Annotated in this window: 22 protein-coding genes and 2 pseudogenes; 13 read left to right on the top strand and 11 right to left on the bottom strand. The window is 69.9% G+C overall.

Going from position 1 to position 24,894, the window contains the following annotated elements; genetic code table 11:
• The first annotated feature begins 471 nt into the window (after positions 1-471).
• Positions 472-1,365, top strand: coding sequence for a hypothetical protein (locus IEZ10_RS19245; protein WP_189247890.1), 894 nt, complete (start codon positions 472-474; stop codon positions 1,363-1,365).
• Between the two features lie 1,279 nt (positions 1,366-2,644).
• Here the strand turns inward: IEZ10_RS19245 and IEZ10_RS19250 are convergent.
• The 4 genes from IEZ10_RS19250 to IEZ10_RS19265 all read right to left on the bottom strand — a co-directional run bounded on the left by IEZ10_RS19250 (position 2,645) and on the right by IEZ10_RS19265 (position 3,981).
• Entirely contained in the window at positions 2,645-3,070 is a 426-nt protein-coding gene (locus IEZ10_RS19250) for a type II toxin-antitoxin system VapC family toxin (RefSeq protein ID WP_189247891.1), read from the bottom strand.
• Positions 3,067-3,309, bottom strand: coding sequence for a hypothetical protein (locus tag IEZ10_RS19255; protein WP_189247892.1), 243 nt, complete (start codon positions 3,307-3,309; stop codon positions 3,067-3,069). The genes IEZ10_RS19250 and IEZ10_RS19255 overlap by 4 nt, the downstream gene beginning before the upstream one ends.
• A 263-nt stretch (positions 3,310-3,572) precedes the next feature.
• On the bottom strand, positions 3,573-3,719 hold the full coding sequence (locus tag IEZ10_RS19260) for a hypothetical protein (RefSeq protein ID WP_189247893.1): 147 nt from the start codon (positions 3,717-3,719) through the stop codon (positions 3,573-3,575).
• A gap of 103 nt (positions 3,720-3,822) precedes the next feature.
• Entirely contained in the window at positions 3,823-3,981 is a 159-nt protein-coding gene (locus tag IEZ10_RS19265) for a hypothetical protein (RefSeq protein WP_189247894.1), read from the bottom strand.
• A 395-nt stretch (positions 3,982-4,376) separates the two neighbouring features.
• Between IEZ10_RS19265 and IEZ10_RS19270 the strand changes: the two genes are divergently transcribed.
• From IEZ10_RS19270 to IEZ10_RS19295, 7 genes and pseudogenes are all read left to right on the top strand, one after another.
• Positions 4,377-4,829 (top strand): hypothetical protein, encoded by a 453-nt coding sequence (locus IEZ10_RS19270; protein ID WP_189247895.1) that lies wholly within the window; start codon positions 4,377-4,379, stop codon positions 4,827-4,829.
• 55 nt (positions 4,830-4,884) lie between these two features.
• Complete coding sequence (locus tag IEZ10_RS19275; RefSeq protein ID WP_189247896.1) at positions 4,885-5,358, top strand: DUF3995 domain-containing protein; 474 nt, start codon at positions 4,885-4,887, stop codon at positions 5,356-5,358.
• Positions 5,359-5,371: 13 nt separating this feature from the next.
• Positions 5,372-5,461 (top strand): annotated as a pseudogene (locus tag IEZ10_RS19280) (IS5/IS1182 family transposase); the annotation flags it as partial.
• Between the two features lie 182 nt (positions 5,462-5,643).
• Complete coding sequence (locus tag IEZ10_RS19285; protein WP_189247897.1) at positions 5,644-6,840, top strand: sensor histidine kinase; 1,197 nt, start codon at positions 5,644-5,646, stop codon at positions 6,838-6,840.
• 24 nt (positions 6,841-6,864) lie between these two features.
• On the top strand, positions 6,865-7,518 hold the full coding sequence (locus tag IEZ10_RS19290; RefSeq protein WP_189247898.1) for a response regulator transcription factor: 654 nt from the start codon (positions 6,865-6,867) through the stop codon (positions 7,516-7,518).
• 46 nt (positions 7,519-7,564) lie between these two features.
• A pseudogene (locus IEZ10_RS40560) lies at positions 7,565-7,660 on the top strand (IS982 family transposase); the annotation flags it as partial.
• Between the two features lie 74 nt (positions 7,661-7,734).
• The gene (locus tag IEZ10_RS19295; protein WP_189247899.1) at positions 7,735-8,031 is read left to right on the top strand and encodes a hypothetical protein; all 297 of its coding nucleotides are present in this window, start codon (positions 7,735-7,737) and stop codon (positions 8,029-8,031) included.
• Between the two features lie 32 nt (positions 8,032-8,063).
• Here IEZ10_RS19295 and IEZ10_RS19300 read toward each other — a convergent pair whose 3' ends face one another.
• From IEZ10_RS19300 to IEZ10_RS19310, 3 genes are read right to left on the bottom strand one after another with little or no spacing between them, the layout of a single operon-like run.
• Positions 8,064-8,708 carry a response regulator transcription factor gene (locus IEZ10_RS19300; protein WP_189247900.1) on the bottom strand — a complete coding sequence of 215 codons (645 nt, stop codon included), beginning with the start codon at positions 8,706-8,708 and terminating at the stop codon, positions 8,064-8,066.
• A complete protein-coding gene (locus IEZ10_RS19305) occupies positions 8,705-10,720 on the bottom strand; it encodes a sensor histidine kinase (protein ID WP_189247901.1) in 2,016 nt (671 codons plus the stop codon). The genes IEZ10_RS19300 and IEZ10_RS19305 overlap by 4 nt, the downstream gene beginning before the upstream one ends.
• Before the next feature lie 15 nt (positions 10,721-10,735).
• Complete coding sequence (locus tag IEZ10_RS19310; protein WP_189247902.1) at positions 10,736-11,332, bottom strand: hypothetical protein; 597 nt, start codon at positions 11,330-11,332, stop codon at positions 10,736-10,738.
• 438 nt (positions 11,333-11,770) lie between these two features.
• Between IEZ10_RS19310 and IEZ10_RS19315 the strand changes: the two genes are divergently transcribed.
• From IEZ10_RS19315 to IEZ10_RS19325, 3 genes are all read left to right on the top strand, one after another.
• Positions 11,771-12,850, top strand: a complete 1,080-nt coding sequence (locus IEZ10_RS19315) for a serine hydrolase domain-containing protein (protein WP_189247903.1) — start codon at positions 11,771-11,773, stop codon at positions 12,848-12,850.
• 286 nt (positions 12,851-13,136) lie between these two features.
• Positions 13,137-13,640 carry a nucleotidyltransferase domain-containing protein gene (locus IEZ10_RS19320; RefSeq protein ID WP_189247904.1) on the top strand — a complete coding sequence of 168 codons (504 nt, stop codon included), beginning with the start codon at positions 13,137-13,139 and terminating at the stop codon, positions 13,638-13,640.
• 721 nt (positions 13,641-14,361) lie between these two features.
• On the top strand, positions 14,362-15,765 hold the full coding sequence (locus IEZ10_RS19325; protein WP_189247905.1) for a non-reducing end alpha-L-arabinofuranosidase family hydrolase: 1,404 nt from the start codon (positions 14,362-14,364) through the stop codon (positions 15,763-15,765).
• Between the two features lie 467 nt (positions 15,766-16,232).
• Here IEZ10_RS19325 and IEZ10_RS19330 read toward each other — a convergent pair whose 3' ends face one another.
• The gene (locus tag IEZ10_RS19330) at positions 16,233-17,135 is read right to left on the bottom strand and encodes a LysR family transcriptional regulator (RefSeq protein ID WP_189247906.1); all 903 of its coding nucleotides are present in this window, start codon (positions 17,133-17,135) and stop codon (positions 16,233-16,235) included.
• A 91-nt stretch (positions 17,136-17,226) separates the two neighbouring features.
• On the opposite strand from IEZ10_RS19330, the gene IEZ10_RS19335 reads away from it, so the two are divergent.
• Together IEZ10_RS19335 and IEZ10_RS19340 are read left to right on the top strand one after the other, a co-directional pair.
• Positions 17,227-18,495 carry an MFS transporter gene (locus IEZ10_RS19335; RefSeq protein ID WP_189247907.1) on the top strand — a complete coding sequence of 423 codons (1,269 nt, stop codon included), beginning with the start codon at positions 17,227-17,229 and terminating at the stop codon, positions 18,493-18,495.
• A gap of 112 nt (positions 18,496-18,607) precedes the next feature.
• On the top strand, positions 18,608-21,718 hold the full coding sequence (locus IEZ10_RS19340; protein WP_189247908.1) for an ATP-binding protein: 3,111 nt from the start codon (positions 18,608-18,610) through the stop codon (positions 21,716-21,718).
• A gap of 6 nt (positions 21,719-21,724) precedes the next feature.
• On the opposite strand, the gene IEZ10_RS19345 is transcribed toward IEZ10_RS19340, so the two are convergent.
• The 3 genes from IEZ10_RS19345 to IEZ10_RS19355 form a co-directional block, all read right to left on the bottom strand.
• Positions 21,725-22,600, bottom strand: coding sequence for an ABC transporter permease (locus tag IEZ10_RS19345; protein WP_229811414.1), 876 nt, complete (start codon positions 22,598-22,600; stop codon positions 21,725-21,727).
• Positions 22,597-23,595 (bottom strand): ATP-binding cassette domain-containing protein, encoded by a 999-nt coding sequence (locus IEZ10_RS19350; RefSeq protein ID WP_189247909.1) that lies wholly within the window; start codon positions 23,593-23,595, stop codon positions 22,597-22,599. The genes IEZ10_RS19345 and IEZ10_RS19350 overlap by 4 nt, the downstream gene beginning before the upstream one ends.
• Positions 23,596-23,774: 179 nt before the next feature.
• On the bottom strand, positions 23,775-24,758 hold the full coding sequence (locus tag IEZ10_RS19355; protein WP_189247910.1) for a BtrH N-terminal domain-containing protein: 984 nt from the start codon (positions 24,756-24,758) through the stop codon (positions 23,775-23,777).
• Between the last annotated feature and the right edge of the window lie 136 nt (positions 24,759-24,894).

Consider the following 24,894-nt stretch of genomic DNA (forward strand, 5'->3'; position numbering starts at 1 on the left):
GCTGAAGAGTCTGGACTGATCATGATCAATCCAGATTGATGGTGACTATGAGTTCGAAGTACTCCCCCGCTGCTTCGTTACGAGCACAGGCGGTAGCAGCCATGCTCGGGGCCGGTATCGTCACAATCGCCGGAGCCAGCCTGTGAGCCGACGCGCGTTCAGCCTTGAGTCCATAGTTGCTGCTTACGACCAGGAAGCCAAGGCAAAGCTCTCAGATGTTGCTATCCGTGGGGCGCGCGACTACCAACTACGCACCCCCCACAGACAGGCTCGTCCTGGATCTTTCGGGACTGTATAGGGGACAGTTGGTCACCCTCATAGACGAGGCATCGTTGGCTGGCCTAAAAATACGACCCGATGTAGCTGTAATACGGTCGCCCGCGACGAGCGCTCCGTCGTACGCTCGGATAGGAGGTGGCCGCTCGCACTCACTACGCTGTGAAACGTGCTTGACTCGGATTGAAGGGCTAGATGACGCAGGCCATCTGGGACAGTCTCGTTGCTGAGACCCAGTTCGCGACCGAACTGACCGTGACTGGGCTTCGACGGCTGTGCTCTGTCCCGACCGAACCCGAATTGTTCCCGGGGGGCTACAAGGCCTTGAACTACGCACTTCACGTCGGGATGCATTCGTATTCGTCCGGCTTGGAGCGCTTGTGTAAGCTGGCTATCGCCTGCAATGTGTATGCAGCCACCGGAACGTTCCCCAATCTTCGTAGCTACTCACACAAGATTGGGAACCTGCTAGACGCCGTGGGGGCTTTGACCCCGACAAGCCATGGTACCTCCATATGTAAGGCGAAGTACCTCGTCCGACCATTGGATGGCCTCGATCCCGATCTGACAAGCATGGTCGAGCGGTTCGCCAACGGGGCCGGACGGTACGAGCATCTGGACTCGCTGTGGAACGGCGAGACAGAGGTCAGCACCTACAACGAGTGGTCCGCCATTGCTGCGAGGTCTTCGGTCTCCGATGAAGTGCGCGAGTTGACCTCGATCAAGAAAGCGATGGCGGAAGCAATCGGATCGGAACTGGTCGACCGCGGGCTCGAATCGACCGGGCAGATGGCAATGGAGGACTTGGCGCTTCCGACATACGAGCCTTCAGTAGGCATGGCGCTGAGCCTATTCCGGAAAGTCCGATGGGCTTCGACGATGCTTGATACCGCTACTTACTACACGCGCCAGGAGCTGCCGCTATTAGGCGAGGTTGTCGCTCCGATTTTCTGTCACTCGTCTGCAGATTTTTTCAAATACCACATTGCCAAAATCGAGGACGAAGAAGCTGTCGTCGAGGAGCTGAGGGAGGTATTTAAAAGGATTCGCGTACGCGAAGCGGAAGAAGACGCTGAGGACCTCGATTAAATTTTGATCGAGGAGTGACGCGTGCCGACACGCACCCCGAATTCAAACGTCCAGTAGTTAACCCTAATAGTACCGAACTCTGTCCGGCATGCTCCGCCACCCATGTGCCACTAGCTGCAACCCCTCGGTCCAATCCCGCATACTCTCTTCGGCATGAGCGGACGTAACGGCTCCTGACGCGACTCCTTCTTGGGCCTACGGTCACGGACGATGAGGAATCGATGCAAGATCCCTAAACCAGCCGTCAAGCATCAACTGAGACCGATACATCAAGTACCAGTCGGGACTAGACAGGCCGCATTAAACGGCTCTTCTTGCCGAATTGTTCTTATGGGTATCAAGGCGACGGCGCGGCGCGCCGCCGCACGGCCCTCCGCCCGCCCGCCGTCCGGGCGTGCGGCGTGGGCGCCGGTCCCGAACGGCGGCGGAAATCGGGCCGCCCGCCGCACTGCCCGCGCGCCGCACCCAACCGACCCGCCACACCGGGGCCACACCACCGCGGCCCACAAGGAGGCTCGGGCATTGACCTAACAGCCGCATGACCCCGGCACCTCCGAGTCGGAACTGGCCTTTCCATTCTCGTGGATGTGCAAAAGCTATCCCACGAGTAACTCCTTACCCTACGATCACCCGTTATGAGCGTCCACGTGAACGTAGAGAAACTGTTTTCCTACGTCTGGCTAGTGTTCGTACTTGCGATACCTCTCCTGCTCATGCTTCGGCATCGTTCACGTACAGGGTCATGGCCCACCGCCCTGCGAACCGCTAGCACAACATTCCTGATCATCGGGTCTTGGATGCTGCTGCGTGCTGGCTGGGCCCTCCTGGAGCATGGCGCCACGGGCGCTCAGTTTGCTGATGCAGGGAGCAAGGTTGGAGGAGGACTGGTGATCACAGCGGCCATCTTCACTCTTATTGATTATCTCCGAAGAGAGCAGCCTCCGGCGGGGGCACTCCGACTCCGGGATGATCGCCAGGAGCAAGAGCTAGGTCCGTAGGTAGTTGGGGCCGGCCCTTCCCGTCGCCGTCGTCCCAGGGCAAGCCGAGCAGACCGGGGCCGGGAAGATCCGATGGAGAGGCGCGTGCGTCCGCACAGGGTTCTCAGGCCGTGCCCGTTGCGTGCCCGTCAGGAGGGTCACCAAAGGGGACTCACGGGGAATCACGGGTACTCGGCCCTCTCCCTTGCAGGTCAGCACTTCGCCAACTCAGGGGCCAGGTGCGATAGAGACTTCCCAAGCTGACAGCGCGGGTTCGATTCCCGTCACCCGCTCCACATCTCTCAGGCGATCATGTCTGGCAGCAGCCTGAATGCCGACACATGCCGAGGCCGAATCAAGGTGAAGTCACGACGGTCGATCGTGACAACCTGGGTGACGTTGAGACGTTCCGCGATGGCAACCACGGATACATCAGCCGGATCAAGCCGAGCGTCTTTATAGAGTCGGACGAGTTCGGCCATGCGCCGCACATCGGCAGGAAGTAGATCGACTAACTCAAACTCTTCGGTTACGAGATCAAGAAACTGCGCGTGTACGGCAGGCCCCATGTGTCTGTTGATCGTCCACCCGGCTTCGATCAAGACGGTCGAGGGCAACAAGAGCGGTCCTTCCAGGCGCTCCAGGAGACCTACACACGAGGCGTGGTGCTTGTCATCGCGGTCCACGACGGCGATCAAGGGGCCGGTGTCCAGGAGCGTGGCGGTCATACCGACCGATTGAACCGCTCCGCCAGCAGATCTTCGACCTGTTCCGACAGATCGCCTTCGCCGGATGCGCCGATCCCAGCGATCGACAGACGGCGTCGAACCGGCTCAGGCAGTTCTTCGTCCGCTGACTCAGCCAGTTCTGGATCTGTCTTCACCAAACGCAGGAGGCGACGCGCCTGGTCTGGCGAAAGCCGGTCCACCAGGTGATGAAGCTCCTCATGCGCATGTCCGGCGCTCATGACCACGAGTCTACGCAAGCAGTTCCGCTCGCGACAGCGACACCGCTACACCGACCAGTCCCGGTACGGGTCGATCCGTGTCGTCCGAATGCCGCTCGGCTAGCTACTGGCGGTGCTCAAGGCCCGGGTCAGGGAGCACCTCCCTGACCCGGGCCTTGATTGTTTCCAGAGCTGTTCGATCTTCGCGGGCCATCAGCGGGCCATCAGGTTCCGGATCACCCCGCGGCCGTCCCGGCGCCCTCGTCCTCATCGCGCGCTTCGAGTCACCGGCTGATCGCGTCCATGATCATTCTTCCCGCACCGCGTACGGCATGCTGGCAGATCATCGCCGCCCGCACATTGTCGTGAACCACCCGGGCCATCAGGTCCTTGAGTCCGGCGCCCGACCCGGCGGCAAGCATGTTGCTCATGTGACGCAGATCGTGGAAGTGCAGACCGGGTAACCCATCTCCCGGACCACGTCCACCCAGCGCGTGCGAGCGTTGAAGCCGCTACGCCGTAGCGGACCACCCTTCATGCCGGGAAACACGAGCGCGCCCGGAGATGGGTGCGCATCTCGCCGTGCCGCTGGAAGCGCAGCCGGTAGGCGTTCTCCTTGACCTTGCGAAGGCTGCCGGCCGGTCGGCGGCCCACCAGGCCGGCCAGCTCGAAGATCCCGGCCACGGTCAGCACCGGCCGTTCCCGTCGGTCCAGATGGAACTGATCTGAAGGGGCAGGATCAGGGCTGCTGACACGGTTCGGGTTCACCGCCCATCCGGTTCAAGTTCCCGAACCTCCGCGGTTCAGGGGCTCCCTTCCCGGGCCATGGGAGAGGGCCTTTTGACCCTGAACCCTGTCAGGGCTGCGATTCTCACGCCCCGTCCCCGTCGGGGGTGTCCTCCCCATCTCGCGCGGCCTCGCCGCGTCTGGCCTGGACGTCGGCCCGGAACTCGGTCAGCCACCGGCCTTCGGGATTCGGGAGGGCCGGGAACGTGCTCGAAGGGGCTGCGGGTGCTCCCTCGTTCGGGGGAGGCACCTCCCCTGCCGTGGGGAATGACGTTTGACGTGCGGCTTCTATTTTCGTGGTCATGGTTACCTCTGATCGCCGGCGACGCTGGCCGGCGTACGCGGTGGCGGTGCTGTTCCTCGGTTACGCCGCGGGGAAGGCCGCTTTTGCTCTGCAGGCCCGGCTCGGGTTCCCGGGCGGCCCTCCCGTGTCGGCTGCCGAGACCGGAAGCTATTTCATGGAGGCGGCCACCGCGCAGTGGCTCGCAACCGCGTCCGGCGTGTTGGGTGCGTGCGTCGCCCTCGCCACGGTCACGGCGCTGGGGCATCGGGTGCCGAGAACGTTGATGCTGCTCGTGCTGGCCGGGATGCTGCTGGCCGTCGGCGGCGGCGCGGGAATCATGATCGTGGACGGGTTCGTCGGCATCGGTGTGGGCTGGCAGTGGTACCACGGAGTCCTTGGAATCCTCGTGATCGGGCTGTTCTTGGAGATGACCCGGTCCTACGCGGCGGCGACGAGACGTGTCACGGGCTGATCGGGCGCGGGTGGGCGCGTACGGGGCCGCGGTGTGCGCCGCGGCGTACGGATCGATGAAGCTCGCTCAGGCGCTGGGGGCCAACGCACTGGCCGACAAGGACCCGCTGCCCCCGCACCTGCGCGAACAGTTGCTCGCCCGTGATCCCTTGTTCGTGGCGAGCCACTGGTTGCTGGCCGGTGCCGCACTGGTCGGTGTCATCGTCGCGCTGGCCACCGTGAGGCCCTGGGGTGCGAGAGTGCCGCGCCGGTTGCTGCTCGCGATCACCGGGACGCTCGGAGTCTTCATGATCGCCCGGTCGATCGGCGTGCTCGGGTTCGGCTTCGTCGGCGACGTGCTGCTGTTGACCGGGGTTCGCCCGCCCCCGGTCGAGCACGCCTCGCTGGCTCGCGACCTGGCGCGTTGGGATCTGCTGCTGTGGTCGCCGTTCTTTCTTCTCTGGGGGGTGTGCTGGGCGACGGCCGGATGGCGGCTGCGCGGAGCGAGCGGGGTCGCCCCCGTGGAGCGGTGTGAAAGCTCGACGAGGTAGGTGTCGTGGGCAGGACGTCACCCCGCGCATCGCTCGCCGCGGGATCGAATCCAGCCGACGCCTGGGACGGCACCGCCGGATCGTCGAGCGGACGGCCTCCTGGCCGGCGGGATGCCCTCATTCACCACCGTCTGGTCACCGCATGAGACGACGCCCAAGGAGGCGAGCACTCCCTGCTGTTACGTGTCCGCTCCTCTGGAACATCGGGATGGTCATCGCCATGCTGGTCCACGCCCACTGGACTCACCCGCCGTGCGGTGTCCGCGGTTGGGGATGATTGAAGGCATGCTGTCACCCCTTGTCAGCCGCGTCACCTATCTGCGATGGGCCTGTCTCATCCTCGGCGGAGCGCTGCTGATGCCGTACGTGATGGTGGGTTCCATGATCGGTGGCCTGACCGGGTTGTCGGCCGCGTCAGGCGACCCGCTCCAGCCGCTGGTTTTCCTGGCGGTGCTGCCGCTGGTGGCTCTGACCGGGCTGGTGCTTCCGGTCCGGGCGCTGGAGGTGACGGCGGCGCGTAGTCTGCTGGGCGCCGAGATCGACCCGCTGCCCGCCGGGTGGGCGTCCGGGAGGCGGAGCTGGGGTGAGCGACGGCGCACCGCCGCCTGGTTCACCCTGCACCTGGGGGTCGGCGGGCTGATGGCGGGACTGACGCTGGCGACGGTTCCGTTCGTGGTCGTGGCGATTCTGCTGCCGGTCATCGGTGCCCCGTTCGACCTGTGGATCGTGCCCACCTTGCGGGCGGCCTGGTGGGGCGGCCCGCTGCTGGGCGTCGCCCTCCTGGTCGCGCTCGTTTACCTGACCGCCGGGGCGGGCGCGCTGCTGGCCCGGTCGGCGCCGAAGCTGCTGGGTCCCTCACCCGCCCAGCGGCTGGCGCTGCTGGAGGAGCGGGTCCGCCGCCAGGCGGTCCGCAACGGCCTGGCCCGTGAACTGCACGACTCGATCGGGCACGCGCTGAGTGTGGTGACCGTGCAGGCCGGGGCGGCCGCCCGGGTCCTGGACCGCGACCCCGTGGCGGTCCGGGCCGCGCTGGGGGCGATCGAGGAATCGGCGCGCGCGGCGTTGGAGGAGCTGGACCAGGTGCTGGGGGTGTTGCGCGAACAGGAAGACGAGCCGCCCACGGCCCCGGCGCGGACGCTCGCCGACCTGAGCGGCCTGGTACACGGGACCGGCGCCGCCGCTGAGGTCACCGGCGATCTGGCCGCCGTGCCAACCGAGGTCTCCCGGGAGGTCTACCGGATCGCCCAGGAGTCGCTCACCAACGCCCTGCGTCACGGGACCGGTCCGGTACGGCTGGCGCTGGCCGTGCACGACGACCATCTGGAGCTCGACGTGCGCAATCCGGCGGGACGGGCGCCTGGCAGGAGTGGGCGCGGCATCGGTGGCATGCGCGAGCGGGTCACGCTGCTGGGCGGCGACTTCGACGCCGGTCCCGCGGGTGGAGAGTGGCATGTGTCGCTACGGCTGCCACTCCGTCCCTGAACGGTGGTGGATAGTGTCAGGCGCATGCCGATTCGTGTGGTCATCGCCGATGACGAGGATCTGATCCGGACCGGTCTGCGGATCATCGTCGACGCCGAACCCGACCTGGAGGTGGTGGGCGAGGCGGCCGATGGAGCCGCAGTGGTGCCGGTGGTTCGGACGACGCGGCCCGACGTGGTGCTGATGGACGTGCGGATGCCCGCGGTGGACGGCATCCAGGCCACCCGGCTGCTGCTGGCGCTGCCTCAGCCGCCCAAGGTCATCGTGGTGACCACCTTCAACGACGACGACTACATATATGACGCGTTGTGCGCGGGGGCCAGCGGCTTCCTGCTCAAGCGCAGCCGGCCCGACGACCTGGTCCAGGCCGTCCGAATCGTCGCCGCCGGGGAATCGCTGCTGTTCCCGGCCGCGATCCGCGCACTCGCCGCGAACCGTCAGAGCCGGTACGCCGCCACCTGTGCCGTCCCCGGGCTCGGGAAGCTGACCGCGCGGGAGGCCGACGTGCTGCGGTTGATGGCCTGCGGCCGATCCAACACCGAGATCGCCGCCGAGCTGGTCATCGGGGCTGAGACGGTGAAGACCCACGTCGGCAACGTCCTGGCCAAGCTGGGGGCGCGTGATCGCACCCAGGCCGTCATCACGGCCTACGAGTCCGGTTTCGTCTCCCCCGGCTGAGCTGAAGGGCCACGGTGCTTTCGGACAGCGGAGTCATCGGCCGCCACGTAAGCAGGCCGTCCGGTCGCCGGCGCGTGACACCGACCTGCGGAGTGACCCGCTGTGGGTGGTGGATTCCACGCCGATCGAGTGCGGCCGTTCCGGACCTGGACGTACGTATCCGGGTGGACAGCGCTTGCGAAGATCAAATGCGGCAAGTGATGATACGTGATCATGATGAAGAAGATTCTTTCCGGCGTCGCCGGCGTGGCTCTCGGAGCCACCGCCCTCATCGGCAGCACCGCTTCCCCCGCTGCGGCGGCCAGCTGCTACAAGACCGCCAGCTCCAGCCACTCGGTGAGCGTCAGGTGCACCGTCGGAACCGCTACGGGCGTCTTCCGGATCTGGGCCCAGTTCTGCTCCACCTCATCCTGCACCTACCTGGCCGGCAGCCTGGTTCGGCTGGGCAGCACGAGCACGGCCAGCAACAGCGGCGCCTATTACAGCGGCAAGTGGTACGCGTCGGACCACTAGCCAGGGGCGGGTCCCGGCCGGCAACCGGCGGCTCACGTCGGCCGGTGGACTCCCGCGTCCCGCGCCCGGGCGACGGCCTGTGCCCGGTCCTCGACGCCGAGCTTGAACAGCACGTTGGAGACGTGATTCTGCACGGTCTTCAGGCTGATCCCGATCCGGGCGGCTATGGCCTGGTTGGACTGGCCGGCGGCCATTCGGGCCAGGATGTCGAGCTCCCGCCCGGTGAGCTGCGGGAACGGGTTGGCCGGAGCGGTGTCCGCGAGCGCCGCGAGCATCCGGTCGGCCACGGCGGAGTCGAGGATCGCCTGGTCGGCGTGCACCGCGTGCACGGCGCGGATGATCTCGTCGGGTTCGGCGTCTTTGAGGAGGTAGCCGCGGGCGCCCGCCCGGATCGCCTGCCGTACCATGGCGTGCTCCGCGTGCATGGTGAGGACCAGCACCCGCGTACGCAGCCCTCCGCGCCGGATCTGTTCGGTCGCTGAGGCCCCGCCGCCGCCAGGCATGTGCAGATCGATGATGGCCACGTCCGGATCGTGTTCCACGACCGCGGCGACCGTCGCATCTGTGTCGCCCGCCTCAGCGACGACGCCGATACCGGGCACACTGTCGAGCAGCCTGCGCAACCCCATCCGGAACACGTGGTGATCGTCGGCGATCACCACCCGCAGCTCGTTCATCCGCCACCCTCCATCGGGAACCCGGCCCGTACCGTCGTGCCCTCGGTGTCTCGGGGGCGCAGCTCGAACCGACCGCCCAATTCACTCACCCGCCGGCGCATCGAGGCCGTACCGACGCCGGCGACGTACCGCTCGCCGATGCCGGCCCCATCGTCGTCGACCTGTACGACCAGCCGTCCACCGCCGGTGGAAAGGGTCACCGTACAGGCGACGGCGTCAGCGTGCCGCAGGACGTTGGCCACCGCCTCCAGCAGGACGAAATAGGCGGCGTCGGCCACGGCGGGCGGCACCCGTGCCTCGTCCACGTCCGCGTGGTAGGTGATGAGAGGTGCACCGGGCAGCTCGGCACACCGTTCGAGGTGGTCGGCGATCGCTGCGGTCAGGCCCAGATCGGCCACGGCGGCGGACGGCAGGGCGTCGATGATGCGGCGGACCTCGGTGGCCGCCGAGCGTGCCTGGTCGGCGATGACGCGCAGCTCCCCCGCCACCGGACTGTCCGTGCTCAGGGTACGGCGGACGCCGTCCACAGCCAGCCCGATGCCGGACAGCAACGGCCCGAGCCCGTCGTGCAGATCCTGGCGTAACCGGCGCCGCTCATCGGCGATGGCGTGCACCGCCTGCTCCTGCGCGGTGCGCAGATCCTCGGCGAGACGGACGGCGTGCAGGGCCGAGCCGATGGCGTACGCCAGCTCGTTGAGCAGCGCCAGGTCGGACCGGGAGTACGCCTCACCGGGTGCGCGCGGTCCCACCGTCAACGTCCCGACCAGCTCACCGCGCCACTCCAGCGGCACGTCCACGGAAGGCTCCACGCCGGAGACGCCGACGCGGGCCACCTCGCCGTACTCGCCGTCGGCGAGCAACTGTACGGACACGTATTCGGCACGCAGAGCCCGGGCGACCGCGTTGGCCGTTGTGGCGGGCATCTCCGACGGGTCGGCCACGGCTCTCAGCTGCTGTCGCAGTCCGGCGAGAGCCTCCAGCGGTTCCTCCCGCTGTCCGAAGAGCAACCGGCTGACCGCCCGCTGCAGTCGCCGCCGCACCGGTTCGGCGAACCCGGCGACCGCGGCTGACGCGATCAGTGCGAGACCGGGTGACGGGCCCACGGCCATGCCGAGCACGGAGACGATCCCGAGGTAGATCGCGGACACCACCGCGGTCAACACGGCGAACACGACGGTGCGCCGGATCACGAGATCGATGTCGTAGAGGCGGTAGCGGCGTACGGACAGCGCGATCGCGCCCACGAGCAGGAACGGAATGAGGAAGTAGCCCGCCTGCGCGACGTGGTACGGCATCAGCCCGCCGAGCAGCTCGATCGCGAGAACCAGCACCATGGCGTACCACAGGAACTTCATCTGCTGGCGCTGGGCCGAGCCGGCGCGGTGCCACCGCACCCCCAGGCTGGCCAGACTCGACAAGACGGCCGCGACGACCACGAGGCCCGCCGTGGTCATCAGGGTCCCGCCGGCAGCGATGGCAAGCGGATTCGGCGGGCCGGCATCCTCCCCGGCCGGCAGTGGGCCGGGTTCCACGGCAGCCGCCACCGCCGTCAGCACGCTCGCCCCGGCGCCGAGCCATGACGCCCACCGCCAGTTCCCCGAAGGCGCCCTTCCGTCCGGGAAGATCGACGGCAGCACCGTGAACAGCGGCACGACGTACAGCGGCCACAACCACAGCGCCAGCCATGCCGCCACCTGCCATCCGGGCACGCCGGCGTGGAACCCCGCGGCGGCCGACCCCTCGGCGAGCACGCCGAGTGCGCCGGCCGTGCCGGTGCCGAGCAGCAGCCATCCGACCGGCCGGCCCCCTCGGCTGCGGGACAGCCACCACCCGGCTCCACCCAGCAGCAGGCTGTGTCCGACGTTGCCGACGAGCGCCCAATCCAGCGCCGTACCGGCGGCCAGCGAGAGGCTTCCACCGGCCGCGGTCATGACGACGGCGGCCGCCAGGGTGAGCAGCGCGCCCGGCGGCTGCCGGACCGCCCGGCCGGTGGTCACCGTGACTCCGCTCATCGCCTTCCCCGCTGGTCAGTGCGCCGCGTCGAGCGCGGTCCCGGCGTCGGTACTCCGGCGGCCCGCCCGGGCGGCACCGACCACCAACATGATGCCGAACACGGCGTACACCGCCGCCAGCGCCATCGGCATGACGAAGTCGCCCAGCAGGCCGATGAGCAGCATCGCTCCCCACCAGCGCACTCCGGCATCGAGCAGAAACGCCACCCCGGACACCGCCACGCCGAGCATCATGACGTAGAAGAGCGACTCCACCGTCATCACCGACGGGGGCAGGTCGCCGCGCCCGAGGATTCCGCCCCACACCAGCGCGCCCACCGCTATGAGCAGCGCGGTGACCGGCCCGCAGGCCAGCAGCGCCGCGCCGATCCGGCCGAGCGGTCCTCCCTGCTTCCGGCGGCGCGCCCACAGCATGAGGAACGCCGAGGGCAGCAGCCCCCAGTACGTCTCGATGGACAGCCGGGCCACCCACTGGGGCAGTTCCTCCCCGCCGACGGCCCGGATCTGCGCCAGCAGCAGCACGTGCCCGGCTGCCATCGCCGCGCTCGACAGGATCAGTAAGCCGACCGCCACCAGCGGTACCCGAGCCAGCCGATCGATCACCACACGCATTCTCTTTCTCCTCTCGTGAACACGTAAAGCGTGCGGAATGCCGTTCCCGGGTGGCATGGGGTGCGTCTCCCGCCCCGGCCGGGAATCCGGCCCCGGTGGACCGTCGCCGACGCCCCGGCCCGCATCCACCGGGCATGGCGGAGCAGGATGCGGGCGAAGACGTCGCGGCCGTTGACCCGCCCGGCCCGCATCCACGGGGCGTGGCAGAGGGTGCGCCGCCCGGGAGGCTCCGTGCCGTTGCCTGCCCGCACGGCTGGCGACCGGCGGGGAGTCAGAGGGACTCGCGGTCGCTCGACCGGCGTACGCGCAGGAGGAGTGCCCCCAGCCCAGATCGCGTGATCTTGAGGCTTGGCGATCACTCGATGGTAGGGAACACCTCACCCCGACAGGCGGGCAGGCGTGACTGATCCCGAGCGATCTTCCCGCCACGCTCGAGGCATGATGAAATCGCTCGCCGCCGTCGTCGCCGGTTCCCTCGTCCTCGTTCCCGTCGCCCCCGCCTTCGCCGCCGCCGTGACGCCCTCGCCGCAGTCCCGTCTTGACCTGCTCACCGCCGAGGACGGCATGGCGGGCGCGTTGAGCCAGGTGCGGAGCCCGGAAGGCACGACCGTGACCCGGCGCTCCGGCACCGCGGAGCGGGGCACCGGGAAGCCGATGATCGGCCCCCAGGGCCGGTTCAGGATCGCCAGCGTGAGCAAGCCGATCATCGCCGCCACCGTGCTGCGGCTGGCCGACCAGCAGAAGATCGACCTGGACGCCGAGGTGGAGCGTTACCTGCCCGGGGTGCTGCGCGGCACCGGCGACGGCGCCGGGATCGACGGCCGGAAGATCACCGTCCGGATGCTGCTGCAGCAGACCAGCGGCCTTCCCGAGTTCCTCGACGCGATCGAGTGGAGGGAGCCCTTCCCCGACTTCCTGCGGGTGGCGCTGACCCGCAAGCCCACGCCCCGCGGCTCCTTCGCCTACGCCAACACCAACTACCTGGTCCTCGGCATGATCGTGACCGCGGTGACCGGCAAGGACTTCCGCCAGGTGAGCCGGGACCTGATCCTCAAGCCGTACGGGATGCGGGACACCTACTGGCCGGCCAAGGGCGACCACGGCATCCGCGGCCCGCACGCCCACACCTACGGGGTGCACCCCGGCCATCCGCAGGACGGCGAGGTGGACCTGACCGACCGGCTGCCCACCTACGAGTTCGGCCCCAGCGGCGGCCTGGTCTCCACTCCCGAAGACCTCAACCGGTTCTGGCGTAAGGTCCCGCTGAGCAGGATGATGACCCGTCCGGTGAAGGTCGAGCAGGAAGGCTGGCCCGCGGACGCCCGCTACGGCTACGGCGTGGTCCGGATGAAGTCGAGCTGCGGCTACGCCTACTTCGCCGCCGGCGACATGCCGGGGGCCGCGGTGTTCAGCGGCCGGGACCGGGCCGGGCGCGCCGCCACCGTCTACGTCACCGGCGTGCCCGGCGATCGGCGGCACCTGATCGACGCCTTCGTCACCACGATGTGCGACCGCTGAGTCCGGCGGCCAGGCGGACCGCCGCCAGGCCGGAGCGGCTGCGCGGACCGGTCGGGGAGAACCTGCGCCGGCTCGGCCGCGACCACCTGGACGTGGTGAACCTCCGATCGTCGGCACCGATTCGATCGCCGAGCGCTTCGGCGCGCCGGCCGAGCCGCGCGAGGCCGGGCTCATCCGCCGAAGAGCGCGCTGCCGCCACCGGCCGGTTTCCGGTTCGGCGGTGGATCGGGTGATGTGTGATCAGGCGGTTCACTCCGGCTGAGCGACGGCAGGTAGGGTCTTCGCCGTGTTCGAAGCCAGCGATGTCGTCGAAGTCGTCCGGCTGCTCCACGACGGTGGATGCAGGGTCTGGGTCGGAGGCGGATGGGGCATCGACGCGCTCGTCGGCGAGGTCACCCGCCCCCACCGGGACCTGGACCTGATGCACGACGCCACCCAGGAGCCCACCCTGGTCAGAATCCTGGAGAACACCGGTTTCGCCGAAAGGCACGACATCGTCCCCGGGCGGCCCGCCCGGTTCGTCATGCGCCATCCCGACGGGCGGGAGCTCGATCTGCACCCGCTGACCTTCCAGCCCGACGGCTCCGCCGTGCAGCCGGCCAACGACCGGGGGGACGTCTTCCCCTATCCCGCGAACGCCTTCGCCACCGGCACGATTCTCGGCATGAGCATCGCCTGCCTGTCGGTCAAGCAGCAGATCCACTTCCACCAGGGTTACGAGCCGACCGACCGGGACCGGCACGACATGGCGCAGCTGCGCAGGATCTACGGCGTCGCCACCCACTTCTGATACGCCTGGTGCAGGTGAGCACCTCCCAACGAGGTCCGGCCCGGCCTCTGACCGGCTCCGGGGTCTCAACGGGATTCGCCGGCCTCGACCGGAGGTGCTCACGCGCATCCGTCGGACGTGGCGTCGTGGCCTCGTGGAAGCCCGGCCGGAGGCCCCGTCCCCGTCCTGTCCGCGTCGCCCGATCCGGGTGGCGGAGGGTGAAACTTTCAGGGCGGCCCGTCCGGGGCATCGGGACCGCTCCCAGTAAGAGGGCGGTGAGCCCCGCGCGGTGAGGCGCGGAGCCTGGAACAGGGCTTGACGCGACCGGCGGCGTCGGGTTTGCTCCGCTCCACCGTCACCAATAGAAGAGGACCGGCCGGCGAGAAAATGTTAACGCTAACACTAGCGGATTCCCTCGGGCACCGGAGTGAGGTCGTCATCCCTCACCGAGTACGGCGACGCGCAGGCGGCATCCCTTCTCGCCGTCTCCGTCGAACCTGTGCGGGAACACCGGCCGAGCTGCGGCTCTCCGCCTTCGGAGCGCTCGTGACGGCCTCTCCCGGCCGGCCGCGGCCGAGCGCGTCGAGAAAGACCGGCGCCGATGACAGGCGCGCGGGAACGGCCTCCCGACATGTCCACGGCGACCCACCCGATCGTGGCCGAGACCAACGCGTGAGGGCGCCGGGATCTGCATATGAGCATTGACGATTTCCCATCGCAGAAACACACCCCAGGAGAACGCATGAAAATCCCCCGTTTCCGGCTCTGGCTCTCCGCCGGGGTCGCCGCCGCGGTCGGCACGGTCGGCACGGTCGGCGCGGTGACCGCACCGGCCGCCAACGCCGCCGCCGGATGCCGCGTGGACTACACGGTGAGCAACCAGTGGCCGGGCGGCTTCGGCGCGAGCGTGAACATCACCAACCTCGGCGACCCGGTCAACGGCTGGCGCCTGACCTGGTCGTTCCCCGCGGGGCAGACCATCACCCAGCTGTGGAGCGGCTCCTACACCCAGTCCGGCTCCCAGGTCACCGTGACCAACGTGGACTACAACGGCGGCCTCCCCACCGGCGGCAGCGCGAACTTCGGGTTCAACGGCTCCTTCAACGGCAGCAACCCGACACCGACGAGCTTCGCCCTCAACGGTGTGACCTGCACCGGTGGCGTGACCGCTTCACCCAGCCCCTCCACCAGCCCCTCGACCGGCCCGTCGCCGTCGTCCACGCCGACGTCGCCCGGCACATGCGCTCTTCCATCGACGTACCGGTGGACGTCGACGGGCCCGCTGGCGAACCCGAAGTCGGGGTGGGTCTCGCTCAAGGACTTCACCAACGTCGTCCACAACGGCAAGCACCTCGTCTACGCCACGACGCACGACACGGGGAGCAGCTGGGGCTCGATGAACTTCAGCCCCTTCACGAACTGGTCCGACATGGCCTCGGCCGGCCAGAACAAGATGAACTTCTCCACCGTCGCGCCCACGCTGTTCTACTTCGCCCCGAAGAACATCTGGGTGCTGGCCTACCAGTGGGGCGGGACCGCCTTCTCCTACCGGACCTCCAGCGACCCCACCAACGCCAACGGCTGGTCGGCGCAGCAGACCCTCTTCACCGGAAGCATCTCCGGCTCCGGGACCGGGCCCATCGACCAGACGCTCATCGGCGACGGCACCAACATGTACCTGTTCTTCGCCGGGGACAACGGCAAGATCTACCGGGCCAGCATGCCGATCGGGAACTTCCCGGGCAGCTTCGGCTCGAACTACACGACGATCATGAGTGACACGCAGGCCAACCTGTTCGAAGGGGTCGAGGTCTACAAACTCCAGGGGCAGAACAAGTACCTCATGCTCGTCGAGGCGATGGGCTCACAGGGCCGCTACTTCCGCTCGTTCACGGCCAACAGCCTGGACGGCACGTGGACACCGCAGGCCGCGACCGAGGGCAACCCCTTCGCCGGCAAGGCCAACAGCGGCGCCACCTGGACCAACGACATCAGCCACGGCGACCTGGTCCGCAGCAACCCCGACCAGACCAAGACCGTCGACCCCTGCAACCTGCAACTGCTCTACCAGGGCCGCAGCCCCGGCTCCGGTGGTGACTACGGCCTCCTGCCCTACCGGCCGGGTGTGCTGACACTGCAGCGCTGACGGCGCGACGCGGGTCCGGCCCGGGTGTCCTGACGTCCACCGTGAAGGCGTATGCCGAATCGGGTGAGCGTCGTCGCGACACGGCGTGCGGCATGGGCGCCGGTCTCGGCCGGCAGCGGGACCGCAGGCCGAGACCGGCGCGCCGCTCGCGCGCCGTACCCACCTCTCGGCCGCCGCACCGGCACCCCGCCTATCGGCGCCGGGCCCGTACCGCCCAGATCACGACCACGACGACCAGCGCCAGGAAAAACAGCTCGAACCAGCCCAACCCAAACATGGAGATCCCCCCCTGGTCGTGACCACCGAACTCACGGTGATCCCTCGGGCGGGCCCGGTCAAGGCTCTCACCTCTGGCGGGGGCGCTTCGGCCGCCCTGATCCGGCGAGGCGACCCGTGGTCCGTAGTTCGTAGGCCGACGCCCCCGGCGACGGCTTCCGCGACGTTCCGGGACCGTCTGTCGCCATGGCTCATGCCACCAGGACCGCTCTCCCGAGCGCGTGCCCGACGGCCGTCTCGTTGAACGCCCGGATGGCCGCCGTCTCCGCCGCCCTCACCCAGGCCAGGCCGAGGATCGAGGGAGGCAGCCCCGTGACGGGGACGAAACTGATGTCCGGGCGCCTGTGGTAAGCCGCCGTGGGGGTGCAGAACAGCATGCCACCCCGGTTGAGCGCCACCTGGGTCAGGCCCTCCTGACTGGTGGCCACCGCACCGGCCCTGGGAATCGGACGGCCGGAGGGGGTGGCGGACGGTGCCGTACCCTCGCGCCACGCGCGCGGAGCCGGGCCGTCCAGGCCGATCAGGGGAACGCCGGCCAACTCCTCCGCGCTGATGCTCGAACGGGCGGCCAGCGGGTGACGCGAGGAAACGCCCAGCCGGTACGAGACCCGGTTCAGCCCCTCACCCGTCGCCAGGTCGGGCTCGTCCACCGGGAGCAGCGTGAACGCGATGTCCACCTGCCCGGCCCGCAGTTTCCCGAAGGGATCGGAGAGCGGGATCTCCACGAGCTCTGCCCGGCACTCCGGGTGCCGGCGCTCGAAGGCGCTCACGCTGCCGGTGACGACATCCGTGGGCGTGGCCAGGAAGCCGATCCTGATCACGCCGGCCACCTCGCGGGCGCCTGCCTTGGCCCGGCTGACCGCGTTCGTGAGGCCGTCGTATGAGGGGCGCAGGTCGGCCAGGAACCGTTCGCCCAGGGGCGTGAGGCTCACGCGCCTGCTGGTCCGCCGGAAGAGCCGGCCGCCGATCCTGTCCTCCAGTGAGCGTATGAGCTGGCTCACCCGGCCGGGTGACAGGTAGAGGCGCTCGGCCGTACGCGCGAAGTGCAGTTCCTCACCGAGCACGATGAAGCACTCCAGTTCCCTGAACTCCATCCCCGCCTCCGTCTGGTCGTTTAGCCCACCTAAACCAAGCCTTCGGCCTTCGGCGTTGTTCCCGCCGGTGGACGGCAGAAGGCTGGACGGCATGACCATGACTGACGTCTCCACCGCCACCCGAGCGCGCTGGCTCGCGGTGTTCTCGGTCTCGGTGGGCACCTTCACCGTCGTGACCAGCGAGATGCTGCCCGTCGGCCTGCTGACCTCGATCGCCGCCGGCCTTGGCGTCTCCGACGGGACGGCCGGGCTGATGATGTCGGCGCCCGGGTTGGTCGCCGCCGTCTCCGCGCCGGTACTGGCGATCACCGCTCGACGGCTCGACCGGCGTGTCACGTTGCTGGGGCTGATGGCGCTGCTGGCGGTGGCGAACCTGGCGGGCGCGTTCGCGCCGAACTACCCCGTCATGCTGGCCGCCCGGGTGCTGACCGGGGTGAGCATCGGCGGGTTCTGGGCCTTCGCGGCGGGGCTCGGCCTGCGACTGGTGCCCGAGCGGTCCGTTGGCCGGGCCACATCGATCATCTTGGCCGGGGTGTCGGTGGCGTCGGTGCTGGGGGTGCCCGCGGGGACCTTCATCTCCTCGTTCGCGGGGTGGCGGACCGCGTTCGTCTCCATGGGGGTGCTGGCCCTGGCCCTGCTCGCACTGCTGGCCGCCACCTTGCCGCCCCTGCCCGGCGAGTCCCGGGCGGGGGAGGCCGAGCCGTCACCCCACGAGACCCCCTCCCCCGCGCCGAAGGGGCGGCTCTCCCGGCTCTCCAGCCCGCTCAGGGTCGTCCTCGTCCTGACCGTCCTGATCGTGTCCGGCCACTTCGCGGCCTACACCTACGTCCGGCCGTTCCTGGAGCAGGTCTCACACGCCGGTCCCGCCTACGTCAGCGCCGCCCTGCTCCTGTACGGCGTCGCGGGCGTGGCCGGTAACTTCGCGGCAGGCGCGTGGGCGGCCAGGAACCCCAGACCGGCCCTGGTCGCACTGGCCGCGCTGATCGCGCTCTCCACGGCGGCGTTGCCCCTGGTCGGCCTGCCTCTGGTCATGCTCGTGGTGTGGGGTCTGGGCTACGGCGGCGTGGGCGTGACGCTGCAGCTCTGGATCATGCGGTCGGGCGGCGGTGAGATGGGCACGGCTCTCTTCGTCGGCGCCTTCAACGTTTCCATCGCGCTCGGCTCGTTCGCCGGCGGCCGGATCGTGGACGGCGTGTCGCTCTCCGCGGTGATGTGGGTGGGAGCGGCGCTCGCCGTGGTCAGCGCGAGCGTCGCGGGCGTCGCGGGCGTCGCGGGCGTCGGGCGAGTCACGGATGTCTCGAGCGTCTCGGATGTCTCGGGCAGGAGCAGGACGGCCGGTTCGTCGAAGGGCCGCGCCTGATCCGGGTGGCGAAGGGGATCGGCCCGGCGCGTACCGGGCCGGATGAGCGGGCCCGCCGGGACCGGGGAAAGCGGGAGCGAGCGGAGTGCCCGGTGAAGCCTAGACTTGCGGCATGCCGATCCACCTGACCCTGCTCGACGGTGTGCGGTGGCAGGGGCGGCCGGTGGTCGGCGAGAGGGCTCAGGCCCTGCTCGCGGCCCTCGCGCTCGACGGCCGGACCGTGAGCGCGGACCGGCTCGTCGCGGAGGTGTGGGGGGACGGCGAACCGGCCAATCCGGCGAAGGCGCTGCAGGTCCTGGTGTCCCGGGCCAGGTCGGTCGTGGGGCCCGCGTCACTGGTCACGGAGGGGAACGGCTACCGGCTCGCGGTTCCGCCCGACCTGGTCGACGCCGGTCGGCTGCACGGTCTGGCGGACCGGGCGGGGGCGCTGCTCGCCGAGAATCCCGCCGCGGCGGCCGCGGCGGCGGAGGAGGCTCTCGCGCTGGGCGCCGGGACGCCGCCGCCCGAGGGCGGCGGCCCGCTGGCCGAGGTGCGCCGCCGCGCGGAACACGACCTGGCGTCCGCGCGGATCGTGCTCGCCCGGGCCCGGAGCCGGAGCGGCGACCACGGTCCCGCCCTGCCCGGGCTGGAGGAGGCCGCGCGCGTCCGTCCCGAGGACGAGGGGCTGCTCGCCGACCTCCTGCGCAGTGAGGCGGCGGTGCGCGGAACGGGCGCCGCCCTGGACCGCTTCGAGCGCCACCGGTCGGACCTGCGCGACCGGATCGGCGCCGACGTCGGCCCGGAGCTGCGGCGGGTCCATCGTGAGCTGCTGGCGCTCGACAGCCCCGTGCGCGCCGGCGTGCGGTTCGACGCGACCCCGCTGCTCGGCCGCGACGACGACCTCAGGCGGGTGCGGGCACTGCTCGCCGCCTCCCGGGTGGTCTCGATCCTCGGTCCCGGCGGGCTCGGCAAGACCCGGCTCGCCCACGCCGTCGCCCGCGAGGTCCCGCAGCCGGTGGTGCACTTCGTCGAACTGGTCGGCGTGACCGCGCCCGAGGACCTGGTCGGCGAGGTCGGGTCGGCGCTCGGCGTCCGCGACTCGGTGACCGGACGCCGCACGCTCACCCCGCGGCAGCGCGCCGACGTCCGTGCCCGGATCGCCCAGCAGCTCGACCTGGCCCCGGCGCTGCTGGTGCTCGACAACTGCGAGCACCTGGTGGAGGCGGTCGCCGACCTGGTCGCCTATCTGGCCGCGACCACGCGGGAGCTGCGCGTCCTCACCACGACCCGCTCACCGCTGGCGATCGCCGCCGAACGCGTCTATCCGCTGCCCCAGCTGGGAACCGGTGACGCGGTCGAGCTGTTCCGCGACCGCGCGACCGCGGCCCGGCCCGGTGTGCGCCTGGACGAGGACGACGTGGGCGCCGTCGTGGCCCGCCTGGACGGCCTGCCGCTCGCGATCGAACTGGCCGCCGTGAAGGTGCGGGTGATGTCACCGGCCGAGATCGCCCGCCGGCTGGAGGACCGGTTCACGCTGCTGCGAGGCGGCGACCGGAGCGCCCCCTCGCGGCACCAGACGCTGCTGGCGGTGATCGACTGGTCCTGGAACCTCCTCGGCGAGCGGGAGCGCCGGGCCCTGCGCCGCCTCTCCGCCTTCCCGGACGGCTTCGCCCTCGACGCGGCGGAGGAGGTGCTCGGCGGCGACGCCCTCGGCGACGTCGAGGAGCTCGTGGAGCAGTCCCTGCTCACCGTCGTGGAGACGGCCGGCGGGGTGCGGTACCGCATGCTGGAGACGGTGCGCGAGTTCGGCCGGGTGCGGCTGGACGCGGCCGGTGAGACCGCCGGCGCGCGGGCCGCCGTACGCGCGTGGGCCGTGGGATACGCCGACCGGCACAGCGCCCGCCTGTACTCGCCGGAGCAGGTGGACGCGATGGACCGGCTGCGTTCGGAGGAGACGAACCTCGCCGACGTTCTGCGCGAGGCCCTCGCCGATCCCGACCCCGAGGCGGTCGTGGTGCTGTTCTCCGCTCTGGGCGGCTACTGGACGATCCGCGGAGATCACCCGCGCTGCACCGTCCTCACCCCGGCCGTCACCGCCGCCCTGGACGGTTGGACGCCTCCGCCCCGGCTCCTCGACCGGGCCCGGATGACCCTGAGCATCGCGCTGTTCAGCACCGTCATGGCCTCCCCCGAGGAGATCGGGACGCCGGCCCGGCTGCTGTCCGGGCTGGGCGCCGACTCGGCGAACCCGTCCGTCAGGGCGCTGGTGACCGCCCTGCTCACCATGGTGTCGGATTCCGGGAACGGCCTGGACGAGCTGGCCGCCGATCCCGACCCGCTGATCCGCCGGATCGCATTGCACTGGCTGAGCCACGGCCGGGAGAACGCCGGCGACCCGGTCGGCGCGATCGAAGCCGCCCGGGCCGCCCTGGAACTCGTCGGCGACGACGGCGGCCCCTGGCACCGGGCGACGCTGCGCACCCAGCTGGTCGGCATGTACGCGCACCTCGGTGACTCCGCGTCGGCGTCCAGGCATGCCACCGAGGCGCTTCCGGTGCTCGAACGCCTCGGGGCGATGGAGGACGTCGTCCAGATCCGCGCCACCCTCGCCATGGCGGCGCTCGCCGAGGGACGCCGTGACGAGGCCGCACGGATGACCGACGACCTGGAGGCGCTCGCCTCCCAGGGCACCTACGGCGAGGTCCTGTCGGCCGCCGCCGCCAGGGCCGAGCTGGCCCTCGCCGACGGCGACATCGCCGGGGGGCTGCGGCGGTACCGCGAGGCGGCCGAGGCGCTCCGGGGCCTGTGCGTCCCGGGCGCGCCGGGTGGTTCCACTCTGTGGACCATCCTGGGCGAGGTCATCGCGCTCTCGGCGTTCGCGCAGTACGGCGAGGGCGACGACGGCGCGGACCTCTTCGAGGCGCTGCGGGCCGAGGTCCTGGTCGTGTTCGACCTGGACCGCGCTTTCCCGGACCTCCCGGCGATGGGGATGGCGCTCGCCGGGCTGGGCATCTGGGGTCTGCTGAAGGGGTCGATGCCCGACGAGGAGGCGGTCCGGCTGCTCGTGCTCGCCGACCGGTTCGCCTACAACCGGTTCACCCCGACGATGCGGTGGTCGGTGCTGTCCGCGCACGCCGAACGGGTCGCCCCCGGCGCCATCTCCCGGATCGAGGCCGGGTACGGAGCACGGCGCGGCCCCGACCTGCTGGCCGAGGCCCGCGCCGTCCTGGAGCGGGTGATCTGACACCGCCTACATCTTGCGGGAGTAGGAGCGGACCGCCAGCGGAGCGAAGATCGCGACGACGACCGCGCAGCCGATGACCGCCCAGCCGACCTCGGCCGTCACGGCCCCGTCGTTGAGCAGGTCGCGCACCGCGGAGACGACGTGCGACACCGGGTTGACCTTCACGAACGCCTCCAGCCAGCCGGGCAGCGTCTCGGCGGGGACGAAGGCGTTGGACAGGAAGGTCAGCGGGAACATGATCATCATTGAGATGCCCTGGACGCTCTGCGCCGAGCGCGCCATCGTGCCCAGCCAGGTGAAGATCCACGCCAGCGACCAGCCCGCGATCACGGTGAGCACGATGCCTCCGACGCAGCCGAGCACGCCGCCGCCGGGGCGGTAGCCGATGACCAGGCCGGTGACGAGCGTCAGCACCGACGCGATGCCGTAGCGGATCAGGTCGGCGATCATCGGACCGGCCAGGGGGGCGATCCTGGCGATCGGCAGGGACTTGAAGCGGTCGAAGACCCCCTTGTCCATGTCCTCGCGCAGTTGCACGCCCGTCGCCATGCAGACGGTCAGGGCGGTCTGGGCGAGGATGCCGGGGATCAGCACCGGGAGGTAGTCCGACACGCTGCCGGAGATCGCGCCGCCGAAGATGAACGCGAACATCGCCGTGAACAGCAGGGGCTGGATGAGGACGTCGAAGAACTGCTCGGGCTTGCGGCGCATCTTCTTCAGGGCCCGCCACGCCATCGCCAGGGTCTGGACCAGGGTCTCCTGAAACGAGCTGTGGGACGTGGTGCGGGCGACCGCGGCGGACGGGTCGACGCGCCGGGAGGCGCCGGGGGCCGGGGGCGTCGGAGTCGTCGGGGGCATCGGGGTCGTGGCGCTCGTGGTCATCGGGCCGCCTCCATCCAGGGTTCGCCGGCCTGGGATTCGCCGGTTCGGGGTTCGTCGGCGCCGTGGCCGGTCAGCGTCAGGAAGACCTCGTCCAGCGTCGGCTTGGCGACGCTCACCGAGGAGATGCCGATGCCCGCCTCCCGCAGGCCGATCAGGACGTCCGCGGCCCGGTTCGGGTCGGGGAGGGGGATGTTCACGCGTCCCGACTCCGGGGTCAGGACCGGGTCCTCGGCCAGCAGCCGGCGGACGATGTCCGCGGCCAGGGCGAGGTCGGAGCCGTCCGCGAGGCCGAGCTGCAGGGTCGAGTCGCCGACCTGGGTCTTCAGGGCGTCGGGGGTGTCCTCCGCGACCTTCCGGCCCCGGTCGATCACGGCCACGCGGTCGGCCAGCTGGTCGGCCTCGTCCAGGTACTGGGTGGTGAGGAGGATCGTGGAGCCGTCGGTGACCAGCTCGCGGATGGTGTCCCACATCTGTCCCCGGGTCCTGGGGTCGAGGCCGGTCGTGGGCTCGTCCAGGAAGATCAGGGGTGGGCGGGTGATCAGGCTCGACGCCAGGTCCAGGCGGCGGCGCATGCCACCACTGAACTGGGACAGGGGGCGGTCGGCCGCCTCCTGGAGGCCGAAGCGTTCGAGCAGGTCACCGGCGATCGCCTTGGCCCGGGCGCTCGTCAGGCCCTGCAGGCGGGCGAACAGCCGGAGGTTCTCCCGGGCGGTCAGGTCCTCGTCCACCGAGGCGTACTGGCCGGTGACGCCCACCAGCTGCCGGATCCGGTGGGGTTCCCGCCGGACGTCGACGCCGAAGATCTCCGCGTGGCCGCCGTCGATCGGGAGCAGGGTGGCGAGCATCCGGAGCGTGGTGGTCTTGCCCGCTCCGTTGGGGCCGAGGACTCCGAAGATCTCGCCCTGCCGTACGTGGAGGTCGATCTCGTCCACGGCCCGGAAGTCCCCGAAGTCCTTGACCAGACCGTCGGCGCGGACGGCATCGAGGTCCGCCATGACACGTCTCCTCTCTCCGCCGGGTATCTCCCGGCGTCGGAGAAGAGCTTCCGCGCCGTCGGCTTCATTGCGGCTTCACGGTGGTTTCACCGCTGAACCGCCGGTTTCACCGGCTCCGGCGCCTCGGGTACGGCGGGCACCGGCACGGCAGGCGTCCGCCGTGCGCGATCCGGGCGGGGCTACAGCCCGCGCAGCACCTGCATGGCGTCCCTCTCGATGCGCGAGAGATCGCGGAGAATGACGCCGGCCTGTTCGAGATGCCCCGCGTCGCCGCTCTCCCCGGCCTTCGTGATCAGGCCGGCCACGTCCGTCCACAGGGTGGCGGCCTCGGTGTACAGCCTGTGACCGGTGCGGAGGCCGGTGTCGTCGATCAACTGGGCGCACTCGCCGAGGAAGTCGCGATAGAGGGCGCGGAACAGGGCGCCGCCGGTGCCGGCCTCCTCCATGAGGACGGCCGCCTGCGGCAGGTCCTGCCGCGGGTCGCCGGCGCGCAGCAGCCATCCGGGCACCCGCTCGGCGGCTTTCCCGATGCCCCGGTGGCCGAGGTTCGCGATGGGAGCGGACAGGAAGGCGTCGGCGCAGTCCCTGATGGCAGGGATGATCTGGTCCTGCCAGCGGGGCGGCTGCTCCGGCAGGGTGATGGTGAAGGATCGGTTCCTGGCGGTCATCGGGCCGCGTTCGGCCCGCGCCATGGCTAGGCCAGCCCTGCTGGCGCGCACCGCCCCTCCCTGCTGCCCGGTGTCCACCAGGTGGACGTCGTGCTCGTCGTAGCCGTACATGGCGACCACATGGCCGCCGAAGTGCACCTTGGAGCGGAAGTACTCCAGGTGGTAGCAGTCGAGCTGGAGGCCGACCGGCCGGCCGGCGTCGATGGGGGCGGCCACGTTCTCCCACGCCTTTCGCGGTGAGGTGGTCTCCTTGACCAGCAGTGTCAGCCCCAGCCTGGCGGTCAGGTTCCTGGTGAGTTCGAAGGGCCTGACGCGGCCTCCGAGGAAGGGGAACGCCATGCCCTTGCCGTCCCAGTAGATGAAGGACAGGCCCGAGCCCAGCCCGAACAGCATGGGCTCGGACAGATCGAGTCCCTCGTGCCGCAGCAGCACCCCCAGCGTCGTCGTCTCGCAGTGGTGCGTACCGCGAACCTCGATGTCCTTCACGATGGGCATACGTCGCTCTCCTCACAACCGGGCGACCAGCGTGCCCGTCGCCTCCCTGGCCGGTCACCAGGATCATCAGAGATACCTTGATGCCTCCCACAGGGGGAGAGTCCAGCCGTGTGATCCTCACCTCGCCGGACGCCCC

The organism is Streptosporangium pseudovulgare (assembly GCF_014648055.1).
Lineage (GTDB): Bacteria > Actinomycetota > Actinomycetes > Streptosporangiales > Streptosporangiaceae > Streptosporangium > Streptosporangium pseudovulgare.

Bases quoted from the DNA above. Each gene is read 5' to 3' on its own strand.
- IEZ10_RS19245 (WP_189247890.1), top strand. From the start codon at position 472: ATGACGCAGGCCATCTGGGACAGTCTCGTTGCTGAGACCCAGTTCGCG.
- IEZ10_RS19250 (WP_189247891.1), bottom strand. From the start codon at position 3,070: ATGACCGCCACGCTCCTGGACACCGGCCCCTTGATCGCCGTCGTGGAC.
- IEZ10_RS19255 (WP_189247892.1), bottom strand. From the start codon at position 3,309: ATGAGCGCCGGACATGCGCATGAGGAGCTTCATCACCTGGTGGACCGG.
- IEZ10_RS19260 (WP_189247893.1), bottom strand. From the start codon at position 3,719: ATGAGCAACATGCTTGCCGCCGGGTCGGGCGCCGGACTCAAGGACCTG.
- IEZ10_RS19270 (WP_189247895.1), top strand. From the start codon at position 4,377: ATGGTTACCTCTGATCGCCGGCGACGCTGGCCGGCGTACGCGGTGGCG.
- IEZ10_RS19275 (WP_189247896.1), top strand. From the start codon at position 4,885: ATGAAGCTCGCTCAGGCGCTGGGGGCCAACGCACTGGCCGACAAGGAC.
- IEZ10_RS19285 (WP_189247897.1), top strand. From the start codon at position 5,644: ATGCTGTCACCCCTTGTCAGCCGCGTCACCTATCTGCGATGGGCCTGT.
- IEZ10_RS19290 (WP_189247898.1), top strand. From the start codon at position 6,865: ATGCCGATTCGTGTGGTCATCGCCGATGACGAGGATCTGATCCGGACC.
- IEZ10_RS19295 (WP_189247899.1), top strand. From the start codon at position 7,735: ATGAAGAAGATTCTTTCCGGCGTCGCCGGCGTGGCTCTCGGAGCCACC.
- IEZ10_RS19300 (WP_189247900.1), bottom strand. From the start codon at position 8,708: ATGAACGAGCTGCGGGTGGTGATCGCCGACGATCACCACGTGTTCCGG.
- IEZ10_RS19305 (WP_189247901.1), bottom strand. From the start codon at position 10,720: ATGAGCGGAGTCACGGTGACCACCGGCCGGGCGGTCCGGCAGCCGCCG.
- IEZ10_RS19310 (WP_189247902.1), bottom strand. From the start codon at position 11,332: ATGCGTGTGGTGATCGATCGGCTGGCTCGGGTACCGCTGGTGGCGGTC.
- IEZ10_RS19315 (WP_189247903.1), top strand. From the start codon at position 11,771: ATGATGAAATCGCTCGCCGCCGTCGTCGCCGGTTCCCTCGTCCTCGTT.
- IEZ10_RS19325 (WP_189247905.1), top strand. From the start codon at position 14,362: ATGAAAATCCCCCGTTTCCGGCTCTGGCTCTCCGCCGGGGTCGCCGCC.
- IEZ10_RS19330 (WP_189247906.1), bottom strand. From the start codon at position 17,135: ATGGAGTTCAGGGAACTGGAGTGCTTCATCGTGCTCGGTGAGGAACTG.
- IEZ10_RS19335 (WP_189247907.1), top strand. From the start codon at position 17,227: ATGACCATGACTGACGTCTCCACCGCCACCCGAGCGCGCTGGCTCGCG.
- IEZ10_RS19340 (WP_189247908.1), top strand. From the start codon at position 18,608: ATGCCGATCCACCTGACCCTGCTCGACGGTGTGCGGTGGCAGGGGCGG.
- IEZ10_RS19345 (WP_229811414.1), bottom strand. From the start codon at position 22,600: ATGACCACGAGCGCCACGACCCCGATGCCCCCGACGACTCCGACGCCC.
- IEZ10_RS19350 (WP_189247909.1), bottom strand. From the start codon at position 23,595: ATGGCGGACCTCGATGCCGTCCGCGCCGACGGTCTGGTCAAGGACTTC.
- IEZ10_RS19355 (WP_189247910.1), bottom strand. From the start codon at position 24,758: ATGCCCATCGTGAAGGACATCGAGGTTCGCGGTACGCACCACTGCGAG.